Consider the following 17,248-nt stretch of genomic DNA (forward strand, 5'->3'; position numbering starts at 1 on the left):
GGAGATGGATAACCATACGCAATCGACATTAACTTTGCAACAGTCAAGGTCTATGCGCGCAATAGGTCGTGCGCATGCGCACCCTTTCAGGACAGGCGGATGACGCCCGGCAGTTCGCACGCATAAATTGCGTTGCGCAGCGCGGCAATGGCTTCGTAGCGGGTAAAACTGCGGCGCCAGGCGAGCACCACGCGCCGCGTCGGCACATGGCCTTCGAACGGCAGGTAGCGAATGTACGAAGGCTGCTCAGCCGACGTGTCCTGCCCGCTGAGCGCCAGCGCCGCCTTGGGCACGCCCAGGCGCGGCACCAGCGTGATGCCCATACCGGCAGCCACCATGTGCTTGATGGTTTCCAGCGACGAGCCTTCAAAGCTCTTGCTGATGCCCTCGGCGCTGCTGGAAAAGCGCGCGAACTCGGGACACACCTCCAGCACATGGTCGCGAAAGCAGTGGCCGGTGCCCAGCAGCAGCAGGGTTTGCTTCTTCAGCTCCTCGGCGGTCACGCTGCTGCGCGCGGCCAGCGCGTGGCTGCTCGGCACGGCGGCCATGAACGGTTCGTCGTAGAGCGGCGCAATCGCCAGGTTGGTGTCGGGAAACGGCTCGGCCAATATGGCGCAGTCGATCTCGCCGGTGCGCAGTTCTTCCAGCAGCTTGACGGTGAAGTTTTCCTGCAGCATCAAAGGCATCTGGGGCGTTTTTTCGATGATCTGGCTCACCAGGTCGGGCAGCAGGTAGGGGCCGATGGTGTAGATAACGCCCAGGCGCAGGCTACCGGCCAGCGGGTCCTTGCCGCGCCGGGCGATCTCGCGGATGCTGTCGGCCTGCTCCAGCACGCTTTGCGCCTGGCGCACGATTTCCTCGCCCAGCGGCGTCACGGTGATCTCGTTGGCACTGCGCTCGAACAGCTTGACCTGGAGTTCTTCTTCCAGCTTCTTGATTGCCACGCTGAGCGTGGGCTGCGAGACATGGCAGGCCTCGGCGCCCCGGCCGAAATGCTTTTCACGGGCCACGGCCACGATGTATTTGAGTTCGGTCAGCGTCATGGGGCTATTGTGCTGCTTTCATCGTCGGGCCTGCGCAAAAAAAAAGCATCCGTGTGGCGCGACTCAAGCGCTGAAAAACATCGGACCCCCTGGTTTTCAAGCCAAATAACCGTCCACCGCACGTGCATCATGCGCTGGCAGCTATCTAAAAAATAGCACTTGCCAGCCTGTTGACGGCCGGCCTCGGCGCCAGCAGCAAGACCTTCAGCCTTCTGCCCGGGCCGCAAGGATTATTCGAGCTTTTTGTCCTCGCTTTTGGCTTCCTTCATCGCCTCCGGCTCCAGCTCCTCGGCGGAACGGTTGAACTGGATGAACACGCCCCAGCCGGCAAGCAATAACGCCACCGAGACCAGTATGCTTGCGGCATAGGGAAGTTGCGACAGGTCATCATGCAAGGCCTTGAAGGTTGCCACCAGCCCTTCGACCGCCATGGCCACCACGATGACCACCAGAAACCGCGACAAATAGCGCCGCACCCGCGTCGGCGTGCTGACCTTGGTTTCTCGGATGACTTCTTCCTCGACGATGGTCTGGGCAATCTGCAGCGCCACCACAGCCACGGCAATCAGCCCGATTGACTCGATGATGCCCTGCGCCGCCGCAACGTCCAGGCCGCCGGCCAAGGCATGCCAGCCGGAATTTGCAGCAATGGCAATCAGCACCAGTGATGCGCCAATGAACAGCAAGGCCATCAGGGCGTGCAGCGAAGCGAACAGGCGCAAAAGGGTTTTCATGCAGGCATGGTAGCGGCGGCTGAGCGCTTGTTCAATACCGGTCAATTGACACCCTTTTGCATGGGTTCTCAAGAATCGACACCCGTGCCGCTTGTCGCGCTGCGCCCAGTGCTCAAGCCTTCAAAAACTCAGCCTTCCCCCCCAGCCAGCGCAGCACATGCCGCTCGGCCAGATCTGGATGCTGGTTCAGCATCAGCGGCGCCACCTCCCGCGCCCAGGCCAGCAGCAGGGCATCGGTTTCCAGATCGGCAAACCGCAGCATCGCGGCCCCCGACTGGCGCGCCCCCAGGAACTCGCCCGGCCCGCGAATTTCCAGGTCGCGCCGGGCAATTTCAAAGCCGTCACCGGTTTCGACCATTGCCTTGAGCCGCGCCCGCGCCACCTCGCCCAGCCGCGGCGCGTCGCCGGTCGAATACAGCAGCACGCAGGCCGACGCGGCCGCGCCGCGCCCGACCCGGCCGCGCAACTGGTGCAATTGCGACAGGCCAAAACGCTCGGCATGCTCGATCACCATCAGCGACGCATTCGGCACATCGACGCCGACCTCGATCACCGTGGTGCTGACCAGTACTGCCATCACGCCGTCGGTGAACAGGCTCATCACGGCCTTTTTTTCGGCCGGCGGCATGCGCGAATGCAGCAGCCCGACCAGCACATCGGGCAGCGCCTCGCTGAGCGCCGCATGCGTCTGCGTGGCGTTGACCAGGTCCATCGACTCGCTTTCCTCGATCAGCGGACAGACCCAGTAGATTTGCCGGCCTTCGGCAATCTGCGCCTGGATGCGCGCCACGACCTCGTCACGCCGGGCCTCGTTGACCACCTTGGTGACGATGGGCGTGCGGCCGGGCGGCAGCTCGTCGAGCGTGGACACGTCGAGGTCGGCGTAGTAACTCATCGCCAGCGTGCGTGGAATCGGCGTGGCGGTCATCATCAACAGGTGCGGCTCTTGCCCGCCGCCCGACATCTTGCTGCGCAGGGCGAGGCGCTGGGCCACACCAAAGCGGTGCTGCTCATCGATGATGGCCAGCGCCAGGTTCTTGAACACCACCTTGTCCTGAATCACCGCATGGGTGCCGACAACCAGCCCGGCCGCGCCGCTTTCAATCAGCGCCAGCATCTGCCGGCGCTCCTTGGGTTTTTGGCTGCCGCTGAGCCGGGCGATGGTGATGCCCAAGGGTTCGAGCCAGCTGATGAGCTTGCTGAAATGCTGCTCGGCCAGGATTTCGGTCGGCGCCATCAGCGCGCACTGCCAGCCGGCGTCGATGCAGCGGGCCGCCGCGAGCGCCGCCACCACGGTCTTGCCCGAACCCACGTCGCCCTGCAGCAGGCGATGCATGGGAATGCGCTTTTTGAGGTCGGCCTCGATCTCCAGGCCGACCCGCTGCTGCGCGCCGGTCAGGCGAAACGGCAGGCGTTCCAGCAACTGCGCCTGCAGCGTGCAGTGGGTGCCGCGCATCGCCAAGCCATTCAGGGCTGGCGCGCGCATGGCAGCCCGCACGCGCCGGGCCTGCAACTGGGAGATTTGCTGCGCCAGCAGTTCCTCGGCCTTCAGCCGCTGCCAGGCCGGATGGCTGCGGTCTTCCAGCGTCTGCAGCGCCGCATCCGGCGTGGGATGATGCAAAAACTGTAGCGCCTCACGCAGGCTGGACAAGCGCAAAGGCATGTTTTTACTTAAAAACTCCGTGGGAATCGTTTCCTGCAGGTCGGCACGCGCCAGCCCGCCGAGCACCGCCTTGCGCAAATACACCTGCGGCAACCCGGCCGAGGTCGGGTACACGGGTGTCAGCGCACCCGGCAGTTCGCCACCGGCCAGCTTGAAGTGCGGATGCATCATCTCGCGGCCCAGAAAGCCGCCACGCAGCTCGCCCCGCACCCGCACCCGGGCGCCTACGCTGAGCGTTTTCTGGTGCGATGGATAAAAATTGAGAAAGCGCAGCACGCAGGTGTCGCTGCCGTCATCGACCGTGACCAGCAACTGCCGACGCGAGCGGATCAATATTTCGCTGTGCACGACCTCGCCTTCAAACTGCACCACTTCGCCGTCACGGGCATCCACAAGTCGCACGATGCGGGTTTCGTCCTCGTAGCGCAGCGGCAGGTGCAGGGCCAGGTCGATGTCGCGGCGCAGGCCGAGCTTGTCCAGGGCTTTTTGCGCTGGCGACTTGGCTTGCACTTTGGCGGCAGGCCGGCCCGCCGCAGCGGCCGCAAGCACAGCGGTTTTCGGGGCCTTTTCAGGGGCGGGAGCAGCCGGTTGCGTCATGGGACAATTGTGCCTCCATGAAGAAGAATTTCAGCCTCAGTGACTTTGATTTCACACTCCCCGACGAATTAATTGCCCAGCACCCGGCTGCCGAGCGCAGCGCGTCGCGCCTGCTCGACGGCCGGGGCGGCACTGTCGCCGACCGCCGCTTTGCCGACCTGCCCGGGTTGCTGCTGCCTGGCGACCTGCTGGTGTTCAACGACACCAAGGTGGTCAAGGCGCGGCTGTTCGGACAAAAGGCCAGTGGCGGCAAGCTGGAACTGCTGATCGAGCGGGTGCTCTCGCCCCATTCTGACGCCGGCCATGAGGTGGCGGCGCACATGAAGGTCAGCAAAAAGCCCCTGCCCGGCGCGGTGCTGCAGATGGATGGCGGCTTCACCGCGACGCTGCTGGGCCGCTGGCCCGAGGCGCACGGGCCGCTGTACCGTTTGCGGTTCAGCAGCGACCCGTATGCGCTGATGGCGCAATTCGGTCATGTGCCGCTGCCGCCCTACATCACCCACACCGATTCGGCGGATGACGAGCAGCGTTACCAGACCGTCTTTGCCAAAAACCCTGGCGCCGTGGCCGCGCCGACCGCTGCGCTGCATTTCGATGAGGCCATGCTGGAAAAGCTGGAGGCGCGCGGCATTGCCCGCGCCAGCGTCACGCTGCATGTCGGTGCGGGTACCTTCCAGCCGGTCAAGGCCGAGCAGATCGCGGACCACGTCATGCACTTCGAACGCTTCGAGGTGCCGCAGGCTACGCACGAGGCGATTGCCGCCTGCAAGGCGCGTGGCGGACGCGTGGTGGCGGTGGGCACGACGACGGTGCGGGCGCTCGAATCCGCCGCCAGGTTCGGCCCGGATTGCGACGACACCAATATCTTCATCACGCCGGGTTTCGAGTTCCAGGTCGTCGATGTGCTGCTGACCAACTTCCACCTGCCCAAAAGCACCTTGATGATGCTGGTCAGCGCGTTTTCGGGTTATGAACACATCATGGGGCTGTACCGGCATGCAATCGAACAGCGCTACCGCTTCTTCAGCTATGGCGACGCCATGCTGCTGGAGCGTACTCCCTGCAACACCTACGATATCGACTCCTTGTCCGTTGTACGATAAAATCATCGATATGCAAAACCAGACCGTCATTGTCTCGCCCAAGTACCAAGTTGTCATTCCGCGTGAAATCCGTGAAGCCGGCGGCATCAAGCCCGGCACCCGCATGAGCGTGTTCGAGGTTAATGGTGTGATCCAACTGGTGCCGGTCAAGTCGGCCTCGGACTGCCGGGGCCTGCTGTCTGGCCTGTCCAGCACCGACGTGCCCACCGAACCCGAGCGGTTCTGAGCCGCATGGCGGTCAACAAAGCGGCACGGGTTGCGCCGGTCGTTCTCGATTCGTCGTGCTGGCTGGAATATTTCAGCAATTCACCCCGCGCCGAACTTTATGCCGAGGTCATCGGCAACACGACCGCGCTCGTCGTTCCGGTCATCACCATTTATGAGGTATACAAGGTCGCATTGCGCGAGTTTGGCCTGGCGCATGCGAACCAGGCCGCAGCGCTGATGCGCGAAGGCCAGGTGGTGGATATAACCTTGAACCTGGCGCTCAATGCCGCTGCCAATGGGCTGCCGATGGCCGACAGCCTAATCTATGCCACGGCGCAAACTCGTGGCGCCCAGTTCTGGACCCAGGAAGCGCACTTTAAGGGGCTACCGGGCGTGAAATTTTTTGCCAAGGACCAGCCTTGACGGCCACGGCGCTTTAACTTTTTTTATCTATCCAATGCTTCAGTTCGAACTCCTCACCACCGAAGGCCATGCCCGGCGCGGCACCCTGACCCTGAACCACGGCGTGGTGCAGACCCCAATCTTCATGCCCGTCGGCACCTACGGCACCGTCAAGGGCGTGATGCCACAGTCGCTGATTGAGATGGGCGCGCAGATCATCCTGGGCAACACCTTTCACCTCTGGATGCGTCCGGGGCTCGATGTCGTCAAGCAGTTCGGCGGGCTGCACAAGTTCGAGAACTGGCACAAGCCCATCCTGACCGACAGCGGCGGTTTCCAGGTCTGGTCGCTGGGCGAAATGCGCAAGATTTCGGAAGAAGGCGTGAAGTTTGCTTCCCCGGTCAACGGCGACAAGCTGTTCCTGACACCCGAAATCTCGATGCAGATCCAGACGCTGCTCAACAGCGACATCGTGATGCAGTTCGACGAATGCACGCCGTACGACACCAAGGGCCACATCACCACCGAAAGCGAAGCGCGCAGTTCGATGGAACTGAGCCGGCGCTGGGCCAGGCGCTGCGAGGCTGAATTCGACAAGCTTGAAAACCCGAACGCATTGTTTGGCATCGTGCAGGGCGGCATGTTCGAGAACCTGCGCCAGGAGTCGCTCGATGCGCTGGTCGAGATGGACTTTCCCGGTTATGCAGTGGGCGGCGTCAGCGTCGGCGAGCCCAAGGAAGAAATGCTGCGCATCATGGCGCACACCCCGCATCGCCTGCCAGCGGACAAGCCGCGCTACCTGATGGGCGTCGGCACGCCGGAAGACCTGGTCGACGGCGTGGCCGCTGGCGTTGACATGTTCGACTGCGTGATGCCGACGCGCAATGCGCGCAACGGCCACATGTTCACGCGGTTTGGCGACCTGAAAATCCGCAACGCGCGCTACAAAAACGAAGAAGCGCCGGTGGACAGCACCTGCAGTTGCTACACCTGCAAGGGCAAAACGATGCCTGACGGCACCACGTCGGGCGGATTTTCCCGCGCCTACATGCACCACCTGGACCGGTGCGGCGAAATGCTCGGCCCTATGCTGTCGAGCATCCACAACCTGCATTACTACCTGAACCTGATGCAGGAAGTGCGCGACGCGCTGGACGCCGGGCGCTTTGGCGAGTTCGTGCGGCAGTTCAAGGCCGACCGGCAGCGCGGGGTCTGAATCGTGAACATCGACCTGCAGCGATTCATTGACCGCTGGGCCGGCATTCCGCTGTGCGCGGCAGTGTCTGGCGTGGATGCGCTGAAGCGCCGCTTCATGCCGGCACCGGCCACAGACCAGCCGCCGCGCGCCATCGTGGTGATTTTGCTGTCGGAAATGGGCAGTCTGGTGCTGGCCAACGACATGTTTGCGCGGCTGAAGGCGCGCTACCCTGACGCGCCGCTGCATGCGCTGCTGTTCGCCAAGAACCGCGAGATTCTCGACCTGATGCAGGTGATGGACCCGGCGAACGTGCACACGGTCGATGACCGTTCATTGACGTCATTGCTGTCCAGCCTGTGGCAAGCCATCAAGGCATTGCGCCGCGCCAATGTCGATGTGGCGATTGACTGCGAACTGTTTTCGCGCATCAGCAGCCTGCTGTCGTATGCCAGCGGCGCGGCCGTGCGGGTGGGGTTTCACCGCCATACGCAAGAAGGTCTGTACCGGGGTTCGCACATCAACCGGCCGGTGCCCTACAACCCGTATCACCACATCAGCGCGCAGTTCCTGACGCTGGCACGGGCGGTTGACTCAACCGCCGTGCCCAAGTCCAAACTGGCCGTCGTGGCCAGCCCCAGGCCGCCGCCCCATGTGCAGCTCGATGGCGCGCTGGTCCAGGGCATTCAAACCCGGCTGGCGCAGGATTTCCCGGCGATTGCCGGCAAGCCGCTGGTGCTGGTCTATCCGGGCGGCGGCATCTTGCCGATTCGCGCCTGGCCGCTGGCGTCGTACACCGCACTGTGCGAAGGCCTGGTGGCCGACGGCTGCGCCGTGGCAGTGATTGGCCTGAAAGACGACCAGGAACTTGCCCGGCAGCTGGTGGCCCAAGTTCGAGCCACAGCCGATATGGGTGGCGAAGGGAATGATCTAGCGCACTCCCCATTCCAGCAAGGGCCGCGGGACTGGCTTCGCCAGACCGCAGGCGCAACGGCCCCCTCGGGGGGCAGAGAGTTACACGAAGTGAACGAACGTGGGGGCGCCATCATCGACCTGACCGGCTACACGCGCTCAATTTCCGAATTGCTGGCGCTGTTCCATGTGGCGCGGCTGCTGGTCACCAACGACGGCGGCCCGGGCCAGTTCACCGCGCTGACGCCGATCTGGACGCTGATGCTGTTTGGCCCCGAAACGCCAGGCCTTTACGCCCCGCTCACGCCTCGCTGTTACTCCTTTTACAGCCAGTGGCCATGCTCGCCCTGCCTGACCGCTTATAACCACCGCACGTCCTACTGCGATGGCGACAACCAGTGCCTGAAGGTGATAGCACCCGCCGCCGTGCTGGCCAAGGCACGCGAATGCCTGGCGGCCCCTTGACTGGCAAAACCCGATGTCACGACTCAGAACCTTCGCCGAAATGCTGGTCAGCCTGCTGCCGCCGCGTTTCCAGCTGATGCTGCGCTGGCGCTTCATCAAGTTCGGCCTGGTCGGTGGCAGCGGCACGGTCATCAACATCGTCGTGCTCTATTTGGCGCAGGAGCATTTCCTGAACGGCATTGACGACTTTCACACACGGCTGAATTACTCGATTGCGCTGGCCATCACCGTTGCCACGGTCAGCAATTTTTACTGGAACCGCCGCCTGACCTGGCGTGACCGGACGCGCAACACGTCACAGCCGGCACTGCGGCTGTTCGCCAAGTACGTGATGGCCGCGGCCCTGTCCATTCTCATCCAGTCGCTGCTGACCAAATGGCTGGCGCAGCACCTGCATTACCTGTTTGCCAACGTAATTGCCATCGTGCTGGCCAGCGTGGTCAATTTTGTTGCCAACGACAAACTGACGTTTCGCCGGCAACGCAAGTCCACGCACCACATTGAAGTCCATGACAAGCCCTGACACAACGCAAGCACCCGCAGAACGCCCGGGTTTTCCGGTCCACCGGGTGTGGATCGGCCTGGCGCTGCTGGTGGCGCTGGCCTACCTGTTCGGGCTGGGCGGCGACCATATTCCGCGCAACGGCGACGAACTGGTCTATGCCAACATCGCGCGCCTGACCGCCGCCAGTGGCCACTGGCTGCCGCTGCAAAGCGCGTGGGACTTCATGCGCAACACCAAACCGCCATTGCTGTTCTGGCAGGCCATGGTTGCCGGCGGCTGGGGTGACAACTGGACGCTGCTCAACCTGCGCCTGCCCAGCATCGCCTACACCTGGGGCATCACGCTGATGGTGGCGCTGCTGACCTGGAAGACGGTTCGCAACGCCCAGAATGTGCCGGATGCAAACGCTGCCAGCACGGCTGTCACAGCCGTGCAGCGAAGCCGCCACGCGTTGACCATGGGCGCCATTGCCGCACTCGTTTACCTGTCGCTCTTCACCACCTACCGCTACGGCAGGCCCTACCTGACCAGCGCGCCCGAAACCTTCTGGCTGTTCGGCGTTTTCTTTGCCCTGGCCTGGTCGCCCGCCAGCCTGCTGGCGTCAAGCTGGAAATTTCCGCTGATTGCCGGCATCGCGGTCGGTATCGGCTGCCTGTACAAGTCCTTCGTGATGGTGGTGCCGGTCGGTTTTGGATTGGCGCTGTGCTACCAGGCGGTGGGCGCGCGTGTCATGCCTTGGCATATTTTCCGGGCCGGCATCGTCAGCGACGGCGTCAAGGTGGCGGTGATTTGCACACTCGGGCTGGGCATTTTCGGCCTGTGGTTTGCCCTCGACCCGTTGCCAGGCGAAGTGTGGCGTGAGTTTGTCGTCGGCGAGAACGCCGGCAAGATGAACGCCTCCAAGGGCTACTTCAAGAGCGCTTTCGGCGGCGGAGGGATTCTGGTGATCCTGACCGGCTATTTCTCCAACGCCCTGTTCCTGTTGCCGCTGTCGATCGGCTGCTTTGTTGCCGCTTGGCGCAGCTACCGGCAACGCCGGGGCACAGCGCAAACCATCAGCGATGCTGAAAAAATCATGTGGCTCTGGCTGCTGGCGCTGGCGCTGGTGTTCATGCTGCCGACCCAGCGCTCGACGCGTTACCTGATTCCCGCCATGCCTGCGCTGGCCGTGGTGATGGCGCTGTACTGGCACCGCATCGGCCGCATCTGGTTCAGCCTGACGCTGGCGGTCTGCATGATCGGCCTGCTGGCGATGGGCCTGATCGGCTACGGCGCGGTGCAGGCAACGCAAGACCCATGGATTTACTCGCCGCTGTTCTGGGTGTTCGTGTCAGGCGCGACGCTGGCCTGTCTGGCAGGCATTTTCAAGAAGGCCTGGAGCCGCCCGCTGGTCGCACTGTCGGCCTTCAGCGTGCTGTTTGCGCTGGCCTGGGTGACAAATCCGTTCAATGGCGAACTGGGCCGTTTCAAGCCTGAAACCAACGCGCGCCTGCAGGGCCAGGCAGTACAGGTGCCGAGCAATTTCAACGGCAATTTCGAGCGCTACGAATTCATCATTCCCGGGGCGAAAATCGTCGAGTATTTCGCCGCCCAGCCGGTCGATTACGCCGATGTCGAAGGGCTGTTCAAGAACAGCCGCTACGTGCTGGTGCAGCGGCGCATCGGGCAAAAGCCTTGCACCGCCTGCCGCATCATTGACGAGCGCTGGGATTTGCGTTCGCGCCAGGACGAAAACGACGGTTTCATGGCGGCCCTGAAGACGCCCGAAACCTATTGGTACGCCAAGGAATATCTGGTCGAGCCGCTGCCCTGAGGCTTTGCAGCTGCAACTATCACCGTTCATCACCACATCTGTTTCCCTACTCAAGGAGTCCAGCCATGCATTACCGCCGCCTTGGAACAAGCAACCTGAAGGTGTCCGCCCTGTGCCTGGGCACGATGATGTTTGGCCAGCAAACCCCGGTTGAAGAAGCAGCGAACATCATGGCATCGGCCAAAGCGCACGGCATCAACTTCATCGACACCGCCGATGTCTACAACCACGGCCAGTCGGAACGCGAGGTCGGCCAGTGGCTCAAGGGCCAGCGCGACCACTGGGTGTTGGCCAGCAAGCTGGGCAATGCGGTGAGCGCTGCGCCAAATGAAAGCCACTATTCGCGCCGCTGGCTGATTCAGGAAACTGACGCCATCCTGGCGCGGCTGCAAACCGATTACCTCGACATTCTTTATTTGCACCGCGACTTCCATGACGAGAACCTGGACGAAGCGGTCCGCGCGCTCGGCGACCTGATCAGTGCGGGCAAGATCCGCAGTTTTGGCCTGTCGAACTTTCGCGGCTGGCGCATTGCCGAAGTGTTTCGCCTGTGCGAGAAAGCCGGCGTGCCGCCGCCCGTCGTCTGCCAGCCGTATTACAACTTGCTCAACCGGGCGCCGGAAGTGGAAATCCTGCCGGCCTGCGGCCATTACGGACTGGGCGTGGTGCCCTACAGCCCGCTGGCGCGCGGCGTGCTGACCGGCAAATACCCGCCCGGCCAGCCGCCCGCCGAAGGCACACGTGCGGGCAGCGGCGACAAGCGCATTATGGAAACCGAGTTCCGCGAGGAGTCGCTGGTCATAGCCCAGCAGATCAAGGTGCACTGTGAAGCCAAAGGCCTGGTCGCCGGCCAATTCGCCGCCGCCTGGGTGCTGGCAAATCCCCTCATCAGCGCGGTCATCGTCGGCCCGCGCACTTTAGCGCACCTGGAAGACGTGTACGGCGCGCTGGACCTGGTGCTGGACGCGGACGATGAGGCCCTGGTCAATTCGCTGGTGGTGCCCGGCCACTCGTCCAGCCCCGGCTACAACGACCCGGCCTATCCCTTCTTCGGCCGGCCCGTCTAGACGCGATTCGCTGTCTATTTTGTAGCTGCATGTACAGCCGTCACCTGCGAAAGGAGCTGTTTTTCTTAAAATTAGCTGCATGCAGCCAGGACGGCTGCAGCTTGCCCAAACCCGGGAGGGTTCAGTTTGAGCAGAAGCCGGCCTCCACGCTTTAACGTTGATGGTTCTCTAGATATTCAATCACCCAGGCGGGATCACTGTCACTTGGGAAAATCGGGTAGTGAACGGCAACGATATTGCCATTTTTGGCGATGATGGTTAACCGTTTGAGCAAAGTCATTCCAGCCGCAACAAAAGTAGGCAGACTCAAGGCTTTCTGAAACTCCAAATTCACATCGCTGACCACGGGAAACGGCAGATGCAACCTTTGCGCCATTTCCTTTTGGTACTCAGTGGTTTGGACACTCAAGCCCAGCACGTCTGCCTTGAGAGCCTTTAATTCTTGATAGTGATCCCTGAACGAACAGCTTTGCGGAGTGCAGCCTCTTGCACCTGGAATTTGATCCCAACCATCCGGCAACGGAACATCGGGCTGCCCCGTCATCGGGTAGCAATAGATCACCAAAAAATCTTTGTAAGGCGCAAAGTCAATGGGCTTGCCATTGGTGGCCGCTAAGGAAAGTCCGGGCGGCAAACGCATTCCAATCAAATGGTGGGCAGCACCATCGTCTGTTGGAGCAGGCAAGCCGTCCGGGGCCCTGGTCAGGTCAACCATGCATTTCTCCTTTTATGTCATTTTACTTGTGCAGTCATTTGGAAAGAAAATCGGCACAGCATGCAAAGCCGCACCTGCTGAAAGCCGATTCAAGTTGGACTGCAGGACCATGAATATCGCAGATCACCACTGTTGCAGTGGGCACAGCGCCGCAATGCATGGATCAACGAAGATGACGATGACGGTGAATTCCCGTTATGGCCAACACCCGATTGACGCGCTGCAATCTTCTGGGCTATGCCAGACTGACCTGTGAAAAGATTGAACGAGGTACTTGCAATTTGGCAGCGGCCATTGCGATGCTTGATTTCAAGCAGACAAGACCTTTTTCCTGACCGCCTGCAGGATGGGCGTCAGAGCGGTTTCACCCTGACCGGAAAACTTGCCGTCATTTCCACGAAGGCGGAAGTCCAGGATTTTTGACCCAGGGTACGGCGCCCCAAAGGGGTGGCGGCTTTCGTTGCTGGAAATGACAAAATTTTCGCAAACAGCGCAAAAATTCTCTGACCGGCTCTTGCATTGCCGTTAAAACCTTGCGCTACCCGTCGCCGCCACCGGGCCTGCTTCTGGTGGTGCAGCTTCGCGCTGCTAGCCACTGGCGCCGCTGGCATGGCAGAACTTTGCAAATGCGCTCTTGCGGGTTGAGCAGACACCGCAGTGGTCGAACAGGCCGATGCCGCAACGATGGCCTGCCGGCCGACCATATAGCGCACATAACCGCCTTAGCTCGGCAGCTAAGGCACCAGTTCGACAGAAAAGGCAAACGGCGCAAAGGAAATGAAGCCCAGACGAACGGCCACCTGGTGCTCTGGCGCTTTTTTGGCGAACAGACAGTCGGCCACCTCCAGCAGCCTCAGCGTAAGCGCGAGCCAGTACAAAAAAACGAACGCAACTCCACCCGGCGCCAGTCGGCATTCAGCGCCTGCTCCAGCGAATCGTCGGCGTCACCATGGGCAACGTATGCGGCCTTGATGCTGTTGCGCAGCGCCGTGCTGGCGAAAACCAGCGCCCCCCACAGGCCGCGCTGCCTCCATTTTTCGGCCAATCGCAGCGTCTTGCTCATGGGAAACTCCGTTTTAGGTCACCTAATCGAGCCGTGAAATTTGCCAGCAACCAAGGTCGCTTTTCAGGTTGATGCTCAATCACAGAAAACACTGTTGTTTCCTGCCTCCTCTGTTGCCTGGTTCCGGGACCATGTCCGCCATGACAAAAAAGAATATGAATAGGCTGGAAGGATCTGAGCGAATACGAAATTTATGATGAAACCAGGCTTTTGCGCTTTCTCAGCATGCATTTTTAACTATCGATCATGTAGCAGCCTGATTCAAGCGTTCAGCCAGTGCCTGGCGTAAGCAGAGACGGATTAAAAGTATCGTCGCGTTGCCTTGGCACACAAGCTGCCTTTTATCAGCCTGGAGTCATGCCGTTCACACAAACCGATTCGTAGGCGCTGGATTCCCTCGCACAATATCCAATCAAGTTCAAATACAAAATTAATAATGAATAACGTTTGAAACGATACGATGCGAAATCGATTTATGGCTGTCTCAGATGACTTTGCGGTATTGATTGGAGAGCTGCTTAAGCACCCGACTGACTGCCTTTTTGAATTTAAAGCCTCCTTCGATTACGCTATATAAAGACATAAGTTGCGTTTTTTATGCTGTGGTCAAACTCACCTTTTTTATTTGGAAATTGCCCCGCATGGGCCATTTGACCTACTGTTCATGAAATTGTTAATCAACACAATTGATAAGAAGTTAGTCAATTCAACTCGTAAATCAGGCAACATTTAAAGAAGAGTGCTGCTGTATTTCTTCAGGGGCCGTCGTGAAATCTTCAGTCATCCTTCCGCTTTACAACAAGGCCCCTTGCATCATCACCACAGTCGAGTCGGTGCTCTCGACTTCGTGCCCTTGGCGCATGCCGAGGGCTCATGGCCGCCGTGCTGGCCAGCCATAAAAAACTGCCCCGATGTGGAACTCATCACCGATTGACCCAGCCGGTTGATGACGGGCCCTTGCTTTTTTTACCAGTGCGGTGACCGTCAACACTGCGCAGCTGCAAAAAATGCAGCCCTGTTTTCCGGTGGGTGAGTCGTGTGGCGAAGACCTGGACTTGTGGTTTCGCTTGGGCGAGCATTCGCCCATCGCCCTGGCGCGAACGCCCTTGGTCGCCTATCGTCTTGAAACCGAGGGCTGTCTTACGGCAAGCCAGCAAACGACGGTCATGCAGCCTTTCATGCAACGCATGCAGGCGCGCGCGCTTTCGGGCTGCTTGAGCGCTCGGCAAAGCCGTTCCCTGTTGCGGCTGGTGGCGCAATTCAAGGTAACTTTCGCGCGCCAGGCGATGGCCTCAGGCAACCGGATCGAAGGGTTGTGCTGGCTGCTCAAGGGCCATTACGTCGTCCAATGCAAGCGCTGGTGGCTAACCGGGGTCATGGTGCTTTTCTTTCCTGGGCTTCTGATCAAGGAATGGGAGCGACGGCCAATTGCCCGAACCGCTGCGGTCCATCCAAAGGGCCTTCACAGAATTGGGAATTTAAAGCACGGTGGCGGTTTGGTGCTTGCCCTTGACCGGCTGTCGCAAACGCCTGAGTTCCCCTTCAAAATTGATGGGTCGCCTGCAACGGTATTTTCAAGCCTTCATCAGCGCCGCCACCCGCACACGCAACACGTCAGGCTGGACCTCGGCGCTCGCCAAGGCTGGCGCCACGTTCAGCCCGACGCGGCTGAACAGGCCGCGCCGAAAAGGCCGCGCCACCGCCACCTGCTGGCCGTTAACCCGCTCGGCCCGACTGAAAAAGGAACCCCACAGGTTTGTCAAGGCCATCGGGACCACGGGCACCCGCAGGCCGTCGCGCCCGGCGTTTTCCAGGATCTTCATGATGCCACCCTTGAACGGCTGGAGTTCGCCATCCGGTGTCAGACCGCCTTCGGGGAAAATCGCCAGCAAATCGCCATTGCGCAGCACCTGCGCTGCCGCTTCAAACGCGGCCTCGTAAGCGTCGGGGTCTTGGGCATGCGGCGCCACCGGAATGGCCTTGGCCAGCCGGAACAGCCAGCCTAGCAAGCGCAGCCGGAAAATCTGGTGATCCATCAGAAAGTAAACCGGCCGCGAACTGGCGGCCATCAGCAGCACCGGGTCAATGAAACTGACATGGTTGCAGACCAGCACAGCCGCGCCGCGCGCCGGCAGGTTCTCGTCGCCGCTGATCTTGAAGCGGTAAATGCAGCGCGACACCATGAACGCTAAAAAACGCAGCAAATACTCGGGCACCAGCATGAAGATGTAGAACGCCACCAGCGCATTGGCCAGACCGGTGAACAGGAAAATCTGCGGAATGCTGAAATTTGCATTGAGCAGCGCGCCGGCCAGCACGGCGCTCACGATCATGAACAGCGCATTCAAGATATTGTTGGCGGCAATGATGCGCGCGCGGTGCGTCGGCTGGCTGCGCAGTTGGATCAGCGCATACATCGGCACGCTGTACAGGCCGGCAAACAGGCTGAGCAGTGCCAGGTCGGCCATCACGCGCCAGTGCGCCGGCTGGGTGATGAACGCGCCCAAGCCCATGAGGCTTGATGGCGGCAAGCCGCGCGTGGCAAAGTAAAAGTCCACCGCGAACACGCTCATGCCGATGGCCCCGAGCGGCACCAGGCCGATTTCGACATGGCGGCGGCTCAGCACCTCGCACAGCAGCGAACCGGTGGCGATGCCGATGGAAAACACCACCAGCAGGAGCGACGCCACATGCTCGTCGCCATGCAGCACTTCCTTGGCCAGGCTCGGGAACTGGCTCAAAAACACCGCGCCGAAAAACCACATCCAGCTGATGCCCAGCATGGAGCGAAAGACCACGATGTTGCCGTGTGCCAGCGTGAGGTTGCGCCAGGTTTCCGTCACCGGGTTCCAGTTGATTCTCAAGCCCGGATCGGTCGCCGGCGCCTTCGGGATGAACTGCGCCACCGCCCGGCCCGCCAGCGCCAGCACCACGCACGACACAGCGACATAGTGAGGCCCGACACCCGGCAGCGCCACCAGCAGCCCGCCGGCGAGGTTGCCGAGCAGGATGGCGACAAATGTTCCCATCTCGACCATGCCGTTGCCGCCAGTCAGTTCGCGCTCGGCTAACACTTGCGGCAAATAGGCGAACTTGACCGGGCCGAACAGCGTCGAATGCAGCCCCATCAGAAACGTACAGCCCAGCAGCAACGGCACCTGAACACGCATGTTGTCGCTCATGAAGCCTGCGGCGGCAATGGCCATGATCACCACTTCGAGATTTTTGACGAAGCGCATGATGCGGGTTTTTTCAAACTTGTCGGTCAGCTGGCCGCTGGTCGCCGAGAACAGCAAAAAAGGCAGGATGAAGAGCGCACCAATCACCAGCCCGGCCAGCGAAGGCGGCAGCCAGCCGACGCTCAACTGGTAGGTGACCATCACGGTGAAGGCGAACTTGAACAAGTTGTCGTTTGCCGCGCCCGAGAACTGGGTCCAGAAAAACGGCGCAAAGCGGCGCTGGCGTAACAGGGCGAACTGGTTCGGGCGCGCTTCGCGGGCGCAGACCGGCACCGCCGGTGCGGCCGGCATCGCCGTGAGGGCGGGGTCAACGCGCATGTCGGGGCCTTGGTTTGGGGATCTTCAGAAAATTGGCATTGGTCAGGCCTGACCATGGGGCAAGTCGGCCCGGTCTGCACAACGCGTGGTTGAGCGGAATTCTGCCTTGTTTTTTACGCTGGCAAAGCGCGGCAAGCATGGCTTGGCCATCCCTTCCTTTGAAATACAGGCCATGGCGCATGCGCTTTGCCGATGCGCCGAGGAAAC

At 61.1% G+C, this 17,248-nt stretch carries 13 protein-coding genes and 2 pseudogenes; 9 read left to right on the forward strand and 6 right to left on the reverse strand.

Translation table 11 applies throughout. The features are described 5' to 3' along the window. Positions 1-86 precede the first annotated feature (86 nt). The 3 genes from IWX87_RS09980 to recG form a co-directional block, all read right to left on the reverse strand. Positions 87-1,043: a LysR substrate-binding domain-containing protein gene (locus IWX87_RS09980; RefSeq protein ID WP_196863374.1), complete on the reverse strand. Its 957-nt coding sequence runs from the start codon at positions 1,041-1,043 to the stop codon at positions 87-89. A gap of 230 nt (positions 1,044-1,273) precedes the next feature. After that, complete coding sequence (locus IWX87_RS09985; RefSeq protein WP_196863375.1) at positions 1,274-1,777, reverse strand: hypothetical protein; 504 nt, start codon at positions 1,775-1,777, stop codon at positions 1,274-1,276. A gap of 112 nt (positions 1,778-1,889) precedes the next feature. Next, the gene (gene recG, locus IWX87_RS09990) at positions 1,890-4,037 is read right to left on the reverse strand and encodes an ATP-dependent DNA helicase RecG (protein ID WP_196863376.1); all 2,148 of its coding nucleotides are present in this window, start codon (positions 4,035-4,037) and stop codon (positions 1,890-1,892) included. Between the two features lie 17 nt (positions 4,038-4,054). Between recG and queA the strand changes: the two genes are divergently transcribed. From queA to IWX87_RS10035, 8 genes are all read left to right on the forward strand, one after another. After that, positions 4,055-5,140, forward strand: a complete 1,086-nt coding sequence (queA, locus tag IWX87_RS09995) for a tRNA preQ1(34) S-adenosylmethionine ribosyltransferase-isomerase QueA (protein WP_196863377.1) — start codon at positions 4,055-4,057, stop codon at positions 5,138-5,140. Positions 5,141-5,150: 10 nt separating this feature from the next. Beyond that, positions 5,151-5,366 (forward strand): AbrB/MazE/SpoVT family DNA-binding domain-containing protein, encoded by a 216-nt coding sequence (locus IWX87_RS10000; protein WP_196863378.1) that lies wholly within the window; start codon positions 5,151-5,153, stop codon positions 5,364-5,366. 5 nt (positions 5,367-5,371) lie between these two features. Beyond that, the gene (locus tag IWX87_RS10005; protein ID WP_196863379.1) at positions 5,372-5,770 is read left to right on the forward strand and encodes a type II toxin-antitoxin system VapC family toxin; all 399 of its coding nucleotides are present in this window, start codon (positions 5,372-5,374) and stop codon (positions 5,768-5,770) included. 34 nt (positions 5,771-5,804) lie between these two features. Further along, the gene (gene tgt / locus IWX87_RS10010) at positions 5,805-6,965 is read left to right on the forward strand and encodes a tRNA guanosine(34) transglycosylase Tgt (RefSeq protein ID WP_196863380.1); all 1,161 of its coding nucleotides are present in this window, start codon (positions 5,805-5,807) and stop codon (positions 6,963-6,965) included. 3 nt (positions 6,966-6,968) lie between these two features. Further along, positions 6,969-8,321 carry a glycosyltransferase family 9 protein gene (locus IWX87_RS19640; RefSeq protein WP_370583853.1) on the forward strand — a complete coding sequence of 451 codons (1,353 nt, stop codon included), beginning with the start codon at positions 6,969-6,971 and terminating at the stop codon, positions 8,319-8,321. A gap of 13 nt (positions 8,322-8,334) precedes the next feature. Next, positions 8,335-8,844, forward strand: a complete 510-nt coding sequence (locus tag IWX87_RS10025) for a GtrA family protein (protein WP_196863381.1) — start codon at positions 8,335-8,337, stop codon at positions 8,842-8,844. After that, a complete protein-coding gene (locus tag IWX87_RS10030) occupies positions 8,831-10,639 on the forward strand; it encodes a glycosyltransferase family 39 protein (protein ID WP_196863382.1) in 1,809 nt (602 codons plus the stop codon). The genes IWX87_RS10025 and IWX87_RS10030 overlap by 14 nt, the downstream gene beginning before the upstream one ends. A gap of 65 nt (positions 10,640-10,704) precedes the next feature. Continuing rightward, entirely contained in the window at positions 10,705-11,706 is a 1,002-nt protein-coding gene (locus tag IWX87_RS10035; RefSeq protein ID WP_196863383.1) for an aldo/keto reductase, read from the forward strand. Between the two features lie 151 nt (positions 11,707-11,857). Here IWX87_RS10035 and IWX87_RS10040 read toward each other — a convergent pair whose 3' ends face one another. After that, entirely contained in the window at positions 11,858-12,421 is a 564-nt protein-coding gene (locus IWX87_RS10040) for a peroxiredoxin (RefSeq protein WP_196863384.1), read from the reverse strand. Between the two features lie 117 nt (positions 12,422-12,538). Between IWX87_RS10040 and IWX87_RS19645 the strand changes: the two are divergent. Continuing rightward, a pseudogene (locus tag IWX87_RS19645) lies at positions 12,539-12,650 on the forward strand (PLP-dependent aminotransferase family protein); the annotation flags it as partial. Positions 12,651-13,009: 359 nt separating this feature from the next. Here IWX87_RS19645 and IWX87_RS19650 read toward each other — a convergent pair. Continuing rightward, a pseudogene (locus tag IWX87_RS19650) lies at positions 13,010-13,340 on the reverse strand (serine endopeptidase); the annotation flags it as partial. A 1,718-nt stretch (positions 13,341-15,058) separates the two neighbouring features. Next, positions 15,059-17,014 (reverse strand): MFS transporter, encoded by a 1,956-nt coding sequence (locus IWX87_RS10050; RefSeq protein WP_231374729.1) that lies wholly within the window; start codon positions 17,012-17,014, stop codon positions 15,059-15,061. Between the last annotated feature and the right edge of the window lie 234 nt (positions 17,015-17,248).

The organism is Polaromonas sp. CG_9.7, assembly GCF_015752205.1.
In the GTDB taxonomy this organism is placed as follows: Bacteria; Pseudomonadota; Gammaproteobacteria; order Burkholderiales; family Burkholderiaceae_C; genus Polaromonas.